Origin of the sequence: Nosocomiicoccus ampullae, from assembly GCF_001696685.1 — a bacterium.
Classification (GTDB): Bacteria; Bacillota; Bacilli; order Staphylococcales; family Salinicoccaceae; genus Nosocomiicoccus; species Nosocomiicoccus ampullae_A.
This window is the reverse complement of the sequence record NZ_MBFG01000005.1, coordinates 22,095-39,258: the sequence shown is the minus strand read 5'-3', so window position 1 is coordinate 39,258 and position 17,164 is coordinate 22,095. Positions and strand designations below refer to the sequence as shown.

The following is a 17,164-nucleotide window of genomic DNA, read 5'->3' as shown; positions in this document are numbered from 1 at the left end:
ATCATCTACTCCATTGTGTACCAATTTGGACCGTATTCATATTCAGCTTTTAATGGTACTTCCATCTCTAATGCGTGTTCCATAATATCTTTAATGAAGACGATGAAATCATCTACTTCTCTTTTTGGAATATCAAAGACAAGTTCGTCATGAATTTGTAGTAGTAATTCGGCATTGAACTTATCTTTTTGGTCACTCTCATAATAATTCACCATCGCAAGCTTAATAATATCAGCTGCTGTTCCTTGAATTGGAGAGTTCATTGCGATACGTTCTGAGAAGCTTCTCGCGTTAAAGTTACGTGAGTTTATATCCGGAACGTAACGTCTTCTACCAAGCAATGTCGATACGTAACCGTCGCGCTTTGCGTCTTGAACGATATATTTCATATACTCTTTCACGTTTACGAACGTATCGAGATACGTATCAATAAACGCTTTCGCTTCTTTACGTGTGATCCCAAGTTGTTGAGATAATCCGTAATCAGAAATACCGTACACGATACCGAAGTTTACCGCTTTGGCATTTGAACGCATTGTGCTCGTAACGTCACTCGAGTCGACGTTATACACGTTCGCTGCCGTCGTCGTGTGAATATCCTTGCCTTCTTTGAATGCGTCGATCATCTTTTCATCTTTAGAAATCGATGCAAGGACTCTTAACTCGATTTGTGAATAGTCGAGTGATAATAATACGTTCTCTTCACTTTTTGGGACGAACGCTTTTCTAATTTTACGCCCTTCTTCTAATCGAATTGGGATGTTTTGTAAGTTTGGTTCAACACTAGATAGACGTCCCGTTTGAGCAAGCGTTTGGTTAAATCTCGTATGAATGCGCCCGTCTTCATGAATTTGTCCTTGTAATCCTATGACATACGTCGATTGTAATTTTTGAATTTCACGATACTCCAAAATAAAATCGATAATTTCATGTTGTGGACGTAACGCTTCTAATACATCCGCTGCTGTTGAGTAACCTGTCTTCGTCTTTTTAATTACTGGTAACTCTAAATGTTCAAATAACACTACACCGAGTTGTTTCGGTGAATTGATGTTAAACTCTTCTCCAGCGATTTCATAGATTTTACTTTTTAAGTGATCGAGACGTTCCTCTAACTCTGTTTCCATTTCTTTTAACGTATTAATATCTACTGTGATTCCTTTAATTTCCATTTCAGATAACACTTTAGATAAAGGAATTTCTAATTCTTTCCATATCGTAAACATATCATCATCTTTTAGTTTTTGTTCTAAAAGTGGTAATGCATGATGGATTGCTAAGGCTTTCTTTTCTGTAAAATCTTTCGTCTCTTCAATCGTTGGGTTTTTCTTACTACGCCCTTTACCGTAATGAGACTCGTCGCTATCGATTTGAATGTTAAATTGTTCAACAGTCGAACTGACATCTTCAATTTTTTTACCAGGATCAAGTAAAAATGCCCCGAGCATAATATCCTCTGTAAATTGATTAAATGAAACACCTAATTGATTTAAAAATGCGATTTGTCGTTTTAAGTCATACGTATTCACTGATTTTCTCGTCTTTAAAAACTCTTCGAGTTCGTTTTTATCTATATCTTCAGTAGCTATCACATAACTATTTTCACCATCAGTGACTACGAGTACAGTCGGTTCATTTAATAAGTAATTCGCTTCCTCACTCTCTAAATATAAAGAAACATCTTCACCGAGCATGTCTAAGCGGTCGACTCGATTTGCTTCAAAAGTCGTCGTATTCTTTACAGGCGACTCATTTAAGTTTTCAAGTAACGAATTGAATTCAAATTCTTTAAATACTTTAATTTTCGCATCGACGTCTTCAGGCGGAAGTTTTAAGTCGTCTAAACTAAATTCAAACGTCATATCTCTATAAATCGTTGCGAGTTCTTTAGACATAAATGCATCATCTTTAAAGTTCTCTAAATTCTCGCGCTGTTTACCTTTTAATTCTTCAATATGTTCGTAGACACCTTCGACTGAATCGTATTTTTTTAACAGCTTAATCGCGGTCTTTTCACCAATTCCAGGGACACCTGGGATATTATCAGACGTATCTCCCCATAAGCCTTTCATATCAATGATTTGTTCTGGGCGAAGCCCATACTCTTCTTCAATAAACTCCGGCGTATATTTATCGATTTGAGTGACACCTTTTTTCGTAAAGTAAATCGTCACATGTTCACTTGCGAGTTGAGTTAAGTCACGGTCACCGGTAACGATAATCGTCTCCATGCCGTTTTCATCTGCTAATTTAGACAACGAACCGATAATATCATCCGCTTCGTAATTCGCTTCTTCGTATCGTTTAATACCATATGCATCGATTAATTTACGAATCGGCGCAAACTGTTCTCCTAATTCTGGTGGTGTCTTTTGACGTCCACCTTTATACTCTCCGTACTTCTCGTGTCTAAATGTTTTTTTACCTGCATCAAATGCAATTAAAAAGTGAGTTGGATTTTCTTCACGTATAATTTTATCTAATATTTTTTGAAAACCAAAAATAGCATTCGTATGCAGTCCACTTTGGTTACTTAAAAGTGGAAGTCCATAAAATGCACGGAACGCTAAACTATTACCATCTATTAAAATTAACTTATCCATAGTAAGTCTCCCTCAACTTGTTATTAGTTTCATTATACAAGTCGAATAGTTTCTTTCCAAATTAAAAAAACACGTCCGAAGACGTGTTTTTATGGATATACGATCGGCGCGTTTGGTCCTAATGGTAAACCAAGTAGCATCCAAACGATTAGGAATATTGACCATGTGATTAAGAAAAATATTGAGTACGGTAGCATAATTGAAATTAATGTTCCGACTCCGATATCTTTTACATATTTATTGGCAAACGCGATAATGACTGCGAAGTACGTCATTAATGGTGTAATGATGTTTGTACTTGAGTCTGCGATACGATATGCCATTGTCGTTAATTCTGGTGAGTAACCGAGTTGCATTAATATTGGAACAAATATCGGTGCCATCATCGCCCATTTAGCTGATGCACTTCCGATGAATAAGTTAATGAATGCTGTAACTAAAATGAACCCTATAATTAAAGGAATCCCTTTTAAGTTTAAACTCTCAAGTAATTCTGCACCATAAACACCGATTACCATACCGATGTTACTTTCGGCGAAATATGCAACGAATTGACCAGCAGTAAATGCAAGTACGATAATAGTACCCATCGTGTTCATCGTATCTGTTAACTGATGCGCAACATCTTTTTCACCTTTAATCGTTTTTGTAACAAGACCATAAACGAGACCAGGGATAAAGAATAAAATTGCAATGATTGGTACTAAGCTTGACATGAACGGTGACTGGATAATCTGATCCATGTAACTACCTTCATCTCCACGCATTGGTGAGAATGGGAATGCAACGAGTAAAGAAACAAGTAATACTGAAACAATAATTGAAATAAATGCGTAAAGTAATCCTTTTTTCTCTAAATCGTTTAACGCATGCATATCTTCTGAATCATCTGTGTTTAAATATTTAGAGTCATACGTACCTAGACGTGGTTCGACGATTTTATCTGAAACGAACCAACCGACTAACGTTAACACGAACACACTCGCTGCGATAAAGTAATAGTTCATCGCGACGTTCATCGTCTCAACGTACGCTGGATCGATCATTTTAGCTGCGTCCATTGAAAGTTCTGCGAGCATCGCATCCGTACCACTTAGTAAGAGGTTCGCACTAAACCCTGCAGATACCCCAGCAAACGCTGCAGCAAGTCCTGCGATTGGGTGTCTACCAAGTGCTAAGAAAATAACTGCCCCTAGTGGTGGTAATACAACGTATCCTGCGTCACTTGCTAGTGACGACATAATACCTGCAAACACTAACCCTGCAGTAATTAAAGACTTCGGAATTGCTAAGATGAAACCACGTAACGCTGCAGAAATTAAACCAGAGCGTTCTGCGATCCCAATACCGAGCATCGTTGTAAGTACGACACCTAATGGTGCGAAGTTGATAAAGTTATCGACCATATTTTCAAATATATATGTAATTCCGTCTTTACTTAATAAGTTATTGACCTCAATTATTTCGTTTTTGTCACCTGGATGCGCGACTGAAATTCCTAGCGCAGATAAAATCGCAGAAGCGACTAATGTTAAAACTGCTAGCAGGAAAAACAAAGTCACAGGGTGTGGTAACTTATTCCCAGATTTCTCAACGAAGTCGAGAAACTTCTGGAACACGCCACCCTTTTTATTAATGTTCTCCATATATAAACCCCCATTAAAAGTATATATCTGTCTATTCTGTCAGAAAATATACAATATTTCAATAGGGGTTTAAGTATATCTCATATTCAAATGTTTAATTGAACTTCCTTTTCTCGTACTCTTCTAATCCTTCATTTCTAAGAATACAAGCCGGGCACTCTCCACACCCTGATCCTTTTATACCGTTATAACACGTGAGCGTTTCATTTTTAACATAATCAAATACACCGAGTTCATCTGCCATTTCCCACACTTCACTTTTATCCTTATCCATAAGTGGTGTGTCAATTTTAATATGACGATCGAGTCCTAGATGTATCGCGTGCTCTAACGCTGTAACAAAGTCACTTCTACAATCCGGATAACCACTAAAATCAGTTTCACTGACACCTGTTACAATCGTATCAGCACCGATTTGATACGCCGCGATACTCGCGATATTAAAAAATAATATGTTTCGACCAGGGACAAATGTATTCGGCACGTCACCATCTGATTTTATGTCGATATCTCTCGTTAACGCATTTTCTGTTAAATCGTTAATTAACGATACATCGATACAAGTGTTTTTTACGTTAAAATCTTTTGCGATTTTTTGAGCGATTTCAACTTCTTCAGCGTGTCTTTGATTATAGTGAAACGTGATTGTTTCTACTTCATCGTAATGTTTTAATGCGTATGCTAAACATGTCGTACTGTCTTGACCACCACTAAATACAATTAATGCTTTAGACATATAAACTTCCTATCTATTATCAATTTTTTCAGGATACATATCGTGTTCAAAAAGACGTTTTTCAGCCATTTTTTCAAATTTCGTTCCTGGTTTACCGTAGTTTGCATATGGATCGATTGAAATTCCACCTCGCGGTGTGAATTTACCCCACACTTCAATATATTTTGGATCCATTAAGTCGATTAAATCTCTCATAATCGTGTTCACAGCTGCTTCATGAAAGCCTCCATGATTTCTATAGCTAAATAAGTATAACTTTAAAGATTTACTCTCTACCATTTTAATATCAGGGATATAACTAATATAAATCGTTGCGAAATCTGGTTGATTCGTCATCGGACAGAGTGTCGTAAATTCTGGACAATTAAACTTCACCATATAATCCATTTCAGGATGACTATTATCAAACGTCTCTAACACACTGTTATCATACGTTATCGGATATTGAACATTTTGATTTCCGAGTAATGTTAAGTCTTTCATCGTGTCGTCTTTCATTATAATTCTCCTTTAATTATAGTCATATCAAGTATATAAGAAACAAATAAAAAATAGAACCACATCAGTGGTTCTATAAAATCTCTATTACATGTTTTCTACTAATAAGTCACCGAACTCAGAAGTTTTCACTTCTGTAGCGTTGTCCATTTGTCTTGCGAAGTCGTATGTGACTGTCTTGTTAGCAATTGTTGTTTCCATAGATTTGTTAATTAACTCAGCTGCTTCTTTCCAACCGAGGTGTTCTAACATAAGAACTGCAGATAAAATAACTGATGATGGGTTTACAACGTCTAAACCAGCATATTTAGGTGCTGTACCGTGAGTCGCTTCAAAGATCGCATGTCCTGTGTCGTAGTTAATGTTCGCACCTGGAGCGATACCTACTCCACCAACTTGTGCTGCAAGCGCGTCAGAGATGTAGTCTCCGTTTAAGTTCATCGTTGCAACAACTGAGTGATCTAATGGATTTAATAGAATTTGTTGTAAGAAGATATCTGCGATTGAGTCTTGGATAATGACTTTACCTGCTTTAACCGCTTCATCTTGTGCTTTGTTTGCAGCTTCTTTACCTTCTTTTTCAACGATTCTATCGTATTCATCCCATGTGAATACTTTGTCACCATATTCTCTTTCAGCTAACTCGTAACCCCATTTTTTAAATCCACCTTCAGTGAATTTCATGATGTTACCTTTATGAACGAGTGTAACAGTCGGTTTGTTATGCTCTAGTGCATATTCAATTGCTGCTTTAATTAAGCGTTCGGAACCTTCTTTAGATACTGGTTTAACACCAATTCCAGATGTTTCTGGGAAACGAATGTTAGTCACGTTCATTTCATCTTGTAAGAAGTTGATAAGTTTTTTAGCATCATCGCTACCTGATTCAAACTCGATACCTGCGTAGATGTCTTCAGTGTTTTCACGGAAAATCGCCATATCGACGTCTTCAGGATTTTTAACTGGTGATGGTACACCGCTGTAATGTCTTACTGGACGTAAGCATACGTATAAATCAAGTTGTTGTCTTAACGCAACGTTTAATGAACGGATTCCTCCACCGATTGGTGTAGTAAGTGGTCCTTTAATTGCGATTAAGTACTCACTAATTTTGTCGAGTGTATCTTGTGGTAACCACTCGCCAGTTTTATCGAATGCTTTTTGTCCTGCATAAACTTCTAACCATTCAATTTTCTTTTCACCGTTGTACGCTTTTTCAACAGCGCTATCGATTACTTTTTTAGCTGCTGGCCAAATGTCTTTACCGATTCCATCTCCTTCAATAAAAGGAATAATTGGTGTGTTTGGTACGTTTAAAACGCCGTCTTTTAAAGTAATTTTCTCTGCCATTATATAATCTCCTTTATGTGTATAAATTTATCTACTTTCAATTGGTTCGTATTTTCTACTCGTATATCCAGTGTACTCTGCGCGTGGACGAATGAGTCGGTTATTTGCATATTGTTCTAACATATGTGCAAGCCAACCTGACGTACGGCTGACAGCGAATATTGGAGTAAATAAGTCATGTGAAATACCCATTGAGTGATACACTGATGCACTAAAGAAATCGACGTTTGGTAATAACCCTTTTTCTTCTTCTACAATTTCAGCAATGCGTGTAGACATTTCGTATAATTCAGGCTCACCTGTCTCTTCAGTTAACTTACGAGACATTTCTTTTAAGTACTTCGCACGCGGATCTCCTTCTTTATACACGCGATGACCGATACCCATAACTTTCTCTTTGTTTTCAAGTTTTTTATGGATATATTCGTCAACTTTATCTAAACTACCGATTTCAGTTAACATGTTCATCACTTGTTCGTTTGCTCCGCCGTGAAGTGGTCCTTTTAACGCTCCAATCGCAGCAACTGTTCCTGAATATAAGTCAGATAACGTCGCAACACATACGCGAGCAGTAAATGTCGATGCGTTAATTTCGTGATCAGCATGTAAAATAAGTGCCTTTTCCATCGCTTCGACTTGTACATCTGTCGGCTCTTCACCGTATAACATATATAAGAAGTTTTTAGCAAAGCCGTATTCTTCTTTAGGTTTAACAACATCTAAACCTTTTCTAAAGCGGTCAAAGTTAGCAACAATCGCAGGAATCGCTCCTTGAATACGGATTGATTTATTCTTGTTTGCTTCTTCAGTTAAAATATCCGCTTCATCGTCAAGCATACCTAGATATGAAATTGACGTTCTTAATGCAGCCATCGGCTGATTACCTGTTTTAGCGAAAATTTTAAATACTTCTTCGTCTTCATGAGCGAGTGACATATATTTAAATAAGTCCGCTTCAAATTGTTTTAACTCTTCTTCGTTTGGTAAGCGGTCGTTCCATAGTAAATAAACGACTTCTTCAAACGTTGCATTTTCGGCTAAGTCATCAATTTCATAACCAGCATATGTTAGCTGAGTTCCGATAATAGAACTAATTCTTGACTCTCCAATTACTACACCTTCTAAACCAGCTTTCATTTCAGGCATAGAATTTAACCCCCCATATATCTTTAAACGATTTATTTAATTTCATTATAGCAAACTTTGTATATAGGTGCTTACGTTTAATTCATACACTTATTTGTGAATTTTATATCAAAAACTATTGTGACGATTGATATAGAACGGTCTTAAAACTTAAAATCACTAACATTTTTAATCATAACTAAAAATTAAGTTTCTTATACTTTTTAATAAGTTTAATTTATAACTAAAAAGAGAGTAGATAAACTACTCTCCTTTAGGTACTTCTATTTGCTCTACTTCCCCAATGTTTTCAAATGTTGCAAAGCATTTAATATCATAATTTTCTTTATCATCACTTAAGGTACCTTCGACATCTGCACGCACGACCTTATAGTCGGCATTCACTTGAAGTGTTAATGATAAATTTTCAACATCATAATCTTGTAAATTAGATGCAAGTTCATTACTAAATATAGATAAATCTTCAATTGTCAGTAAATCGTAAGTAATGACGTAAACATCTTTATCTGTCTTAAGATCGCCTTTTGGTAATTCTTTAAGTTTTTCAACGAGCTCACTATACGTTAATGGATTTAGTTCAATGTCACTCGTTTCAAATTCACCATTTGTTAAAACTTTCTTTTCACCATTTACATCATATAATGTAAAGACCGAGTCAGAGGCATCAACTTCAAACTTTACATTTTCATCATTATCAATAGTAACTATAAAGTTTAATTCATCTTCATCGTTCATCGTAAGCGTCCCACGCTCTTCATAAGAAATCACATCTTGGTTGTTCGCGACAACTTCGTCGATTAACGATTCTGACGTCATAGATTTATCTTGTTTAACTTCTTTTACTTCTTCTTCACCATCATTACTATTACTACATGCACTTAAAAGTAACGTTGCTGAAAAAATGCTTATGACAAGCTTTTTCATTCGTATCCTCCTCAATTACAGTACGTCTGCATGTCCACTATAAACGACATGCTGTTCACTGTCGACAGTTACTTTCATGCCTGGTTTTAATATGTCAAACGCATCTGTTGCTCCAACGATTGTCGGTAACTCTAAATTTAAACCGACGATTGCTCCAGGACTTGTTAGACCACCTTCAACAGTAATTAACCCTGCCGCTTTCACTAAGTGTGGTGTCATTATACCATCAACTTTTTCTAGTAAAACGATTTTCCCTGTCGTATCGATTTTGGCAAGTTCATCATATGATTTCGCCATAACTACTTCACCGTAGCCAGTTAATTTTCCTATTCCTTGAGCGGTGATTAACGTATCTCCAACGACGTGTAACTTCATTAAGTTTGTCGTTCCAGCTTGTCCTGTCGGCACACCAGCTGTGATAATAATTAAATCACCTTCATTAGCGTATCCTTTTTCAACGACAGATTGCACTGAACCGTTGAGTACTTCATCTGTATTACTTAACTTTGGAGCAACAATCGGTTGAACGCCCCATACGAGTTCAAGCTGTCTAGCGACATAATCATATGGAGTGACTGCGATAATATCACACTGTGGACGATATTTTGAAATCATTTTTGCAGTATGTCCAGATTCAGTTGCCGCAACAATTGCACGACAGTTTAAGTTTAACGCAGTATGTGCTGCGGAAACTCCAATTGCTGTCGTTACTGTAGTATCTTGGACTTTCGTACGATCTGATAATAGCTTCTTATAATCTTGTGCTGCTTCACTTGACGTCGCAATGTTTGCCATCGTCGTTACAGCTTCTACTGGATATTCACCAGCTGCAGTTTCTCCTGATAACATGACTGCGTCACTTCCGTCGTAAATTGCATTCGCAACGTCACTAGCTTCTGCACGTGTACAGCGCGGATTATGTTGCATTGAATCTAACATTTGTGTTGCTGTAATGACTGGTTTCCCTGCAAAGTTACATTTTTTAATAAGTTCTTTTTGTGCAAGTGGTACAGCTTCGGTCGGGATTTCAACACCTAGATCTCCACGAGCAACCATTAAACCGTCTGATACGAGTAAAATTTCGTCGATATTATCGATACCTTCTTGGTTTTCAATTTTAGGAATGATTTTAATGTAGCTACCGTTGTTTCCTTCAAGAAGTTCACGAATTTTTAATACGTCATCTTTTTTACGGATAAATGACGGTGCGATGAAATCTACTTCGTTTTCAATACCAAATAAAATGTCACTTTCATCTTTTTCAGTCATCGACGGTAAGTTCACTTTAACTTGAGGAACGTTTACGCCTTTTTTATTTTTTACTTCGCCTTCATTTAAAACTGTCGTATGAATGACTTCGTTATCATAGTCAAGCTCATCGATTTTTAACGTAATAATTCCGTCATCGATTAAAATCTCGTCTCCTACTTTTACATCGTGAATCAGACCATTATAAGAAATAGAAATTTTTTCAGAATCTCCGAGTACTTCATTCATATGAACGGCAAGCTTTTGATTTTTAACAAGATGAACAACACCGTCTTTCATATTGTGAGTTCTAATCTCAGGACCTTTTGTATCGAGTAGAATACCGATGTGTTTTTCAAGTTTTTTTGAAACTTTTCGAATCCTCTTAATACGATTTAAATGCTCTTCATGGTCACCGTGTGAAAAGTTCAGTCTCGCGATGTTCATACCAGCGTGCATTAATTTTTCTAATGTTTCTTCACTTTCTGATGCTGGTCCAATCGTACAAATTATTTTAGTTCTACGCATAATATCCTCCTAAATAGATAACTCATTAATTATATCAATGAGTGATATATCAATTTTCTTTTCATGATTTAAAACCGTATCGTAATCGACATGTTTTATTGAGTTTTGTGTTAAGTACACCATTTGTCCAGATTGTCCTTCTAGTAATAAATTGACAGCTTCATATCCGAATCTAGAAGCAAGTATACGGTCTTTTGAAGACGGTCGTCCCCCTCTTTGAATGTGTCCAAGGACACTAATTCGTGATTCAATATTTAATTGTTCACTTAATAGTTTACTACATTTTTCTGCAGACATAACCCCTTCTGCAACGATTATTATCGAATGTGTTTTCCCACGTTCAATCCCTCGTTTAATTTTTGTAGCAACGTCGTTTATATTATATGGTACTTCTGGTATTAAAACCGACTCTGCACCACTTGCGATGCCGCTATATAATGCGAGCATTCCACTATCTCTACCCATAACTTCAATAATAAATGTACGTTCGTGGCTCGTTGCTGTATCTCTTATTCTATCGACGGCTTCAACAACTGTGTTTAATGCTGAATCAAATCCAATTGAGCTTTCAGTAAACGGAATGTCGTTATCGATTGTTGCTGGAATCGCTATTGTTTTAATTCCGTGTTTTTCAAGTGCATACGCACCTCTAAACGTCCCGTCTCCTCCGATGACAACGAGTCCTTCTATTTCAAACTCTTTTAAAATTTTAACTGCCATTTGCTGTATTTCTTCATCTTTAAATTCGTTACAGCGAGCAGAATATAATGCCGTTCCACCACGCTGAATAATATCACCGACGTCGGATAATTCCATGCGTTTAATATCTCCACGGATCAAACCTAAAAAGCCGTGGGAGATTCCAAATACTTGTAACCCTCTATTAATACTAGTACGTACGACAGCTCGAACTGCTGCGTTCATGCCAGGTGCATCTCCACCACTAGTTAATACTGCAATACGTTTCACAATTACACGCTTCTTTCTATTTATAAAAATAACTCTCTTACTAAGTATTCTACTTAAAAGAGAGTTAAATTTGTATTAATTATCTTCAACTTTAAAATCACCGATCGCCATATACTTTTCAAATCGTACATCAAGACGTGATGAATCGTCGATTTCACTTAATTGTTCAAGACCATTTATAATCGCTTCTTTTGTTTGTTTATATACGAACGGTTTGTCGACGTGTGCACCGCCCTCCGGTTCTTCAATTACAAAATCAGCAACGCCTAACTCGTAAAGGTCTGCAGCTGTTAACTTTAATGATTTTGCTGCTACTTCTTTTAACGATGCATCTTTAAATAAAATACTCGCAGCACCTTCAGGAGAAATGACTGAATACGTACTGTTTTCTAGCATATAAAGATGATCACATACGCCAATTCCTAGCGCTCCTCCAGATCCACCTTCACCGATAACAATAGAAATGATCGGGACGTTAAATCCAGCCATCTTTACGAGGTTTTTAGCAATCGCTTCACTTTGTCCGCGTTCTTCTGCTTCTTTACCTGGATACGCACCTTTCGTATCGATAAATGTAACGATTGGACGTTTAAACTTTTCTGCTTGCTCCATTAACCTGAGTGCTTTACGGTAACCTTCAGGATGTGGCATACCGAAGTTGCGTTTAATGTTTTCTCTTGTCGACATCCCGCGTTGGTGACCGATAACAGTCACTGGTGTGCCGTTAATGCTTGCGACACCACCGATAATTGCACGGTCATCTCCATACGCACGGTCTCCAGCAAACTCGATAAATTCATCGCAAATTGCTTCGATGTATTCTAACGTCGTTGGACGCTCTAACTTTCTAGCAAGCTCTACTTGCTGCCAAGGTGTTAGTGTGCGTGTCATCATCTTAATTTTATCGTTTAGTGCATCGATTTCTTTTGATAAATCGATATTGTTTTTTTCTTCATAACCTTTTAACTCTTCGATTCTGTCTTTTAAATCTTGTACAGTATCTCTTCTCGTTTCAGACATACACTCACCCCTAACTATGCAACCTTAATATTTGAGCTAATACAGATCTCATTTCCGTTCGGTCTACCACTTTGTCGAGTTGACCGTGTTCGATTAAAAACTCTGCCGTTTGGAAATCTTTCGGCAATTTCTCTTTGATCGTCTCTTCAATTACTCGGCGCCCAGCAAATCCAATTAACGCACCGCTTTCCGCTAAGTTAATATCACCGACAGATGCAAAAGACGCACTGACTCCACCTGTTGTTGGATGCGTCATATATGCGACATATAATAGCCCGTGACTAGAATGGCGCTCTATCGCTACAGATACTTTTGCCATCTGCATTAACGATAAAATACCTTCTTGCATTCTCGCTCCACCACTTGCTGTGAACACGATGACGGGTAAACGATGGTCCGTTGCATAGTTAAATGCTTGTGCGAGCATTTCACCAACCGCACTTCCCATACTACCCATGCGGACGCGTGTATCCATCACAGCGATCACGACTTCGTGTCCGTCAATTTCTCCATGTGCAACACGAAGCGCTTCATTGAGCCCTGTTCGACGTTTATCGTTTTCTAATTTTGACACGTAATTCGGGAAGTTTAATGGGTTTTTCGACGTAATATTTGTGAATAATAACTTTTTACTATTTTTATCGAATAATGCGTCGAGACGCTCGTCACTAGTGATTGGGAAATGATATTCACATTTTGGACACACGTGGACATTACTTACTAACTCTTTTGTATAGAGTAAGCTTTTACACTGTGGACATTTTGTCATTACTGGTTCTGAATCTTTATATGTTCCTTTTTTGGTCGGTTCGTTTACTTTTTTGTTAAGTTTATAAAATAAGTCTTTTAACATAATTTCCCCTCGACATTTTGTTAATCTGTATATTTTTTAATGATCGTATAAATTGTAGATAATATTAAATTATCCGATTCTTCAACCGTTTTTTTGCCGTCATATTTTTCATCGATATATCGTTCGAATAATTCGTTGATTTCCATTAACTCATCACGTTGTGCATCCGTTTTAATTAAAAATCGTCCGATGATATCAAATAATCGATGTTCTTTAAAATCAGCGAGATATGTACCTTCTCCAATTTTCACGTGAACGACACCTAACATTTCTAACGCTCTTAAAGCTTCACGTACACTTTGACGCGAAACGTTTAGCTCTTCTTTTAAATATCGTTCACTTGGAAGTCGGTCTCCAGGTTGAATATTCGTCTCACGAATGATTTTTTCTAGTTCAGTTAAAATATATTCAAATCTAGTTTTCTGGTTCATTTTATACCTGCCATTTCAGTGGTCGTACCACTGATAATAACATGATTTAAATTTTCAAGCAATTTTCATTTCATAAAACGTACATTTTCTTTTCCTAACAGATTAATAAGTCGATTTAAATTGTTATGTTGCATGTGTCCAAGTTTCGTTTGTTCCATATCAAAAACTGGAATTCCTTCCGATGACAACAGCTTTTTAAACTGCGTATCTTCGTAATTCCTTACATAGACATACTTCGTATCTTTAATATAATTTCTTATAAAATCATCCACAATATAAACCCTAGAGATGATTAATTGTTTTTTACCTCTGTACTCATCCATCCGACCGTCGATTACGAGTATATCTTGTTGAAGTTTTGATAAGTTGATCATATAGTCTTTCGGGAAAAGTACCGCATCCATTTCAGTATGCCCGTCTGTGATTGATACGTAAGCCATGTCGTCATTTTTCTTCGTTCTTATTTGTCTCACACTAAGTATAGAAACGAGAAAAATACCTCGTTGTTTATTAGACTTATGATCGAGTAATGAAAACGGAATATATTGAACATCATTATGTTTTGTAATGATTGGATGCTCTGAAATATTAAATCCAAGCATTTCGATTTCTCCATCGATGAGTTCTTGTTGGGCCATTTCTTCGACGTCTTCATCTTCAGGGCGAATTATTGTTAAACCGAGCACCATGTCGAGTAAATTAATTTGGTCTACGCCATCTTTAATGGAATCTAATGCTTTTTTAGATTGTTGTAATAACGACTTTCTCGAGCGATTAAAGTCATCGAACGCACCTGAAAGAATTAAAGCGCGAAGTTGTCTTTCGTTTATTCTTATACCTAACTGATTCATACGTGATACAAAATCGTACACGTCTTCAAACTGTTTCTCTTTTCTTGCTTCAACAATTGCATTTGAGATATCTTTCGTTATATATTTAATCATCGAAAATCCGAGACGTAATCCGTCTTTGCTCGCATTGTTATAAAACGACTCATGAATACTTGGTCGTTTTATATGAACCTTTAATCGTTTTAACTCACGTAACGTATTTGTAAGTTTTTCTTCTTTCGTCTTATGGTCAAGCAGCATGACCGCATAAAACTCTTCCGGGAAATGTGCTTTTATATACGCCATTCTGTACGTAATTAACGCATAGACGAGCGCGTGACTTTTTGGAAAACCGTAATCAGCGAATTTTAAAATTAAATCAAATAAGTGTTCACTCACTTCACGGCTATAGTGATTCCTCTCAGCGCCTTCAATGAACTTACTTTTTTCACGCATTAACTCGTCGCGGTTCTTTTTCGCCATCGCGCGTCGTGTAATATCCGCTTCTTGCAAACTAAACCCTGCAATTTTTCGAGTCGTCTGCATAATTTGTTCCTGAAATATCATGACTCCGTACGTATCTTTTAAAATTTCTTTTAAATCATCATGCGGATAAATGACTTTTTTTGAAGAATGTTTAATGTCGATGATATGGTCGATTTGTTTCATCGGACCTGGTCTGTACATCGCAAGAACGAGCGCAAGATCGAGTAAACTATTCGGTTTGTAACGTTCGATTACTTTCGTAATTCCATCAGATTCTAATTGGAATATACCAGCTGTCATTCCAGCAGATAATAGTCGAAATGTTTTTTTATCGTCTAAAGGTATTTTATTTACGTCAAAATCGTGATTACGTGTTTTGATACGAGTACTCATATAGCGAATTAACGACAGCGTCTGTAAACTTAAGACGTCGATTTTTAAAAGCCCAACCTTTTCACAGTCTTCCATCGGCCACTGACTTATGACACCTGTTTCATTAAACATGATTGGTATTTCTTCGTTTAAAGGATTTCTACCAAGCAGTACCCCACTAGCATGAATTGAAGTGTTTCGTGGTAAGTTTTCTATTTTTAATGCGTATTTTTTTAACAGCTTATATTTAACATTTGTTTCAATTAAGTTGTTAAATCTTTCAGAGTTAAATGCTTGTTCAAGGTCAACATTATTTTCATCGATAATGTTTGAAATTTCTTTTAGTTCACTGTCATTAAAGCTAAATATACGGCCCACTTCACGCGCAGCACTTTTAGCTGTCATATTGTTATAAGTTAAAATGTTCGCAACGTGCATTTCGCCGTATTTTTGCTGTAAATAATCGATTACTTTCGGACGATCGACAGATGCAAAGTCTATATCGATATCTGGCATCGTGACACGCTCTTCGTTTAAAAATCGTTCAAATAGTAAATCGTACTCGATCGGATCAATGTCAGTAATATCAAGTAAATACGCGACTAAACTCGCTCCAGATGACCCACGACCTGGACCGACATAAATTTCATTGTTTTTACAATATCTGACGAGATCTGAAACGATTAAAAAATAATCTGCAAATCCCATGTTGACGATTGTTGTATATTCTTTATTTAGTCGGTCACGGTATGCGTCTGTCATATGTCCTATTTTACGTTTTACCGCATCTTTTAATTCTTCTTTTAATAACTCTTCACTTGACCCTTCTGTAAACTTCGGTAGTGTATATTCCACTTTCGGCAGATAGACGTCACATTTATCGACGATTTCTTTGTTCGTTTCTAAATAATCACTATATTTAACGATATCCGCTTGTAGTTTAATAAAGTCGTCACCGTCTGTTTCGTTTAAATATTGTAAGTCTATTTTTTCGTTCTCTTTAATAGCATTTAATACGTTAACGACTGCAGCATCACTTTTTTTATAGTAGTAACTCGGACGAATGTAGGCTTTTTTATACGTACTATTAACAGTATGCGCAGTATACTTATCCTCGTCAGGGATGTTTATATATTCAAAGATGTTAAGTCCTTCATCATTTTTAAGAACCGCAATACAGTCTGTAATATCGCTTAGAAATGATAATGGAATGACTTCAGTTTTTTTATAACTAATTCTAGAAGATAGTTTAGATAGAAAATAAAAACCTTTTAAACTTTTTGCATACAACACAATATCGCTCGTCTTAAAATCATCTTCTATACTAATCTCTAGTCCAACGATAGGTTTTATATCATTTGTCTGTGCTTTTTGTAAAAACTCATATGCACCGTGCATACTATTGAAGTCCGTAATCGCAACAGAACACTGGTCGTCTTCTTTTAAAATATTTATAAGGCGATCAATTTGAATATTACTATTTAAAAATTCATAGCTACTATGCACATTTAAATTGATCATTCG

General features: G+C 36.5%; 13 protein-coding genes. All 13 read right to left on the bottom strand.

Annotated features, from left to right (window positions below):
* Nucleotides 1–5: 5 nt before the first annotated feature.
* Complete coding sequence (gene polA / locus BBS29_RS04200; protein ID WP_068129319.1) at nucleotides 6–2,603, bottom strand: DNA polymerase I; 2,598 nt, start codon at nucleotides 2,601–2,603, stop codon at nucleotides 6–8.
* Nucleotides 2,604–2,692: 89 nt separating this feature from the next.
* Nucleotides 2,693–4,249 carry an AbgT family transporter gene (locus BBS29_RS04195; protein WP_068129318.1) on the bottom strand — a complete coding sequence of 519 codons (1,557 nt, stop codon included), beginning with the start codon at nucleotides 4,247–4,249 and terminating at the stop codon, nucleotides 2,693–2,695.
* Between the two features lie 94 nt (nucleotides 4,250–4,343).
* Entirely contained in the window at nucleotides 4,344–4,985 is a 642-nt protein-coding gene (gene queC, locus BBS29_RS04190; RefSeq protein WP_068129316.1) for a 7-cyano-7-deazaguanine synthase QueC, read from the bottom strand.
* A 9-nt stretch (nucleotides 4,986–4,994) separates the two neighbouring features.
* A complete protein-coding gene (queF, locus tag BBS29_RS04185) occupies nucleotides 4,995–5,483 on the bottom strand; it encodes a preQ(1) synthase (RefSeq protein WP_068129314.1) in 489 nt (162 codons plus the stop codon).
* A gap of 87 nt (nucleotides 5,484–5,570) precedes the next feature.
* Nucleotides 5,571–6,833 (bottom strand): NADP-dependent isocitrate dehydrogenase, encoded by a 1,263-nt coding sequence (icd, locus tag BBS29_RS04180; RefSeq protein ID WP_040928717.1) that lies wholly within the window; start codon nucleotides 6,831–6,833, stop codon nucleotides 5,571–5,573.
* Nucleotides 6,834–6,860: 27 nt separating this feature from the next.
* Nucleotides 6,861–7,979 (bottom strand): citrate synthase, encoded by a 1,119-nt coding sequence (gene citZ, locus BBS29_RS04175; RefSeq protein WP_068129313.1) that lies wholly within the window; start codon nucleotides 7,977–7,979, stop codon nucleotides 6,861–6,863.
* Between the two features lie 243 nt (nucleotides 7,980–8,222).
* Nucleotides 8,223–8,903 (bottom strand): hypothetical protein, encoded by a 681-nt coding sequence (locus BBS29_RS04170; RefSeq protein WP_068129311.1) that lies wholly within the window; start codon nucleotides 8,901–8,903, stop codon nucleotides 8,223–8,225.
* Nucleotides 8,904–8,918: 15 nt separating this feature from the next.
* Complete coding sequence (gene pyk, locus BBS29_RS04165) at nucleotides 8,919–10,679, bottom strand: pyruvate kinase (protein WP_068129308.1); 1,761 nt, start codon at nucleotides 10,677–10,679, stop codon at nucleotides 8,919–8,921.
* Nucleotides 10,680–10,688: 9 nt separating this feature from the next.
* Nucleotides 10,689–11,648 (bottom strand): 6-phosphofructokinase, encoded by a 960-nt coding sequence (gene pfkA, locus BBS29_RS04160; protein WP_068129306.1) that lies wholly within the window; start codon nucleotides 11,646–11,648, stop codon nucleotides 10,689–10,691.
* Between the two features lie 75 nt (nucleotides 11,649–11,723).
* Nucleotides 11,724–12,668 carry an acetyl-CoA carboxylase carboxyltransferase subunit alpha gene (locus BBS29_RS04155; RefSeq protein WP_068129304.1) on the bottom strand — a complete coding sequence of 315 codons (945 nt, stop codon included), beginning with the start codon at nucleotides 12,666–12,668 and terminating at the stop codon, nucleotides 11,724–11,726.
* A 10-nt stretch (nucleotides 12,669–12,678) separates the two neighbouring features.
* Nucleotides 12,679–13,521, bottom strand: coding sequence for an acetyl-CoA carboxylase, carboxyltransferase subunit beta (gene accD, locus BBS29_RS04150; protein WP_040928723.1), 843 nt, complete (start codon nucleotides 13,519–13,521; stop codon nucleotides 12,679–12,681).
* A 20-nt stretch (nucleotides 13,522–13,541) separates the two neighbouring features.
* Nucleotides 13,542–13,952, bottom strand: coding sequence for a FadR/GntR family transcriptional regulator (locus BBS29_RS04145; protein ID WP_068129303.1), 411 nt, complete (start codon nucleotides 13,950–13,952; stop codon nucleotides 13,542–13,544).
* Nucleotides 13,953–14,017: 65 nt separating this feature from the next.
* Nucleotides 14,018–17,161 carry a DNA polymerase III subunit alpha gene (locus BBS29_RS04140; RefSeq protein ID WP_068129301.1) on the bottom strand — a complete coding sequence of 1,048 codons (3,144 nt, stop codon included), beginning with the start codon at nucleotides 17,159–17,161 and terminating at the stop codon, nucleotides 14,018–14,020.
* Nucleotides 17,162–17,164 lie beyond the last annotated feature (3 nt).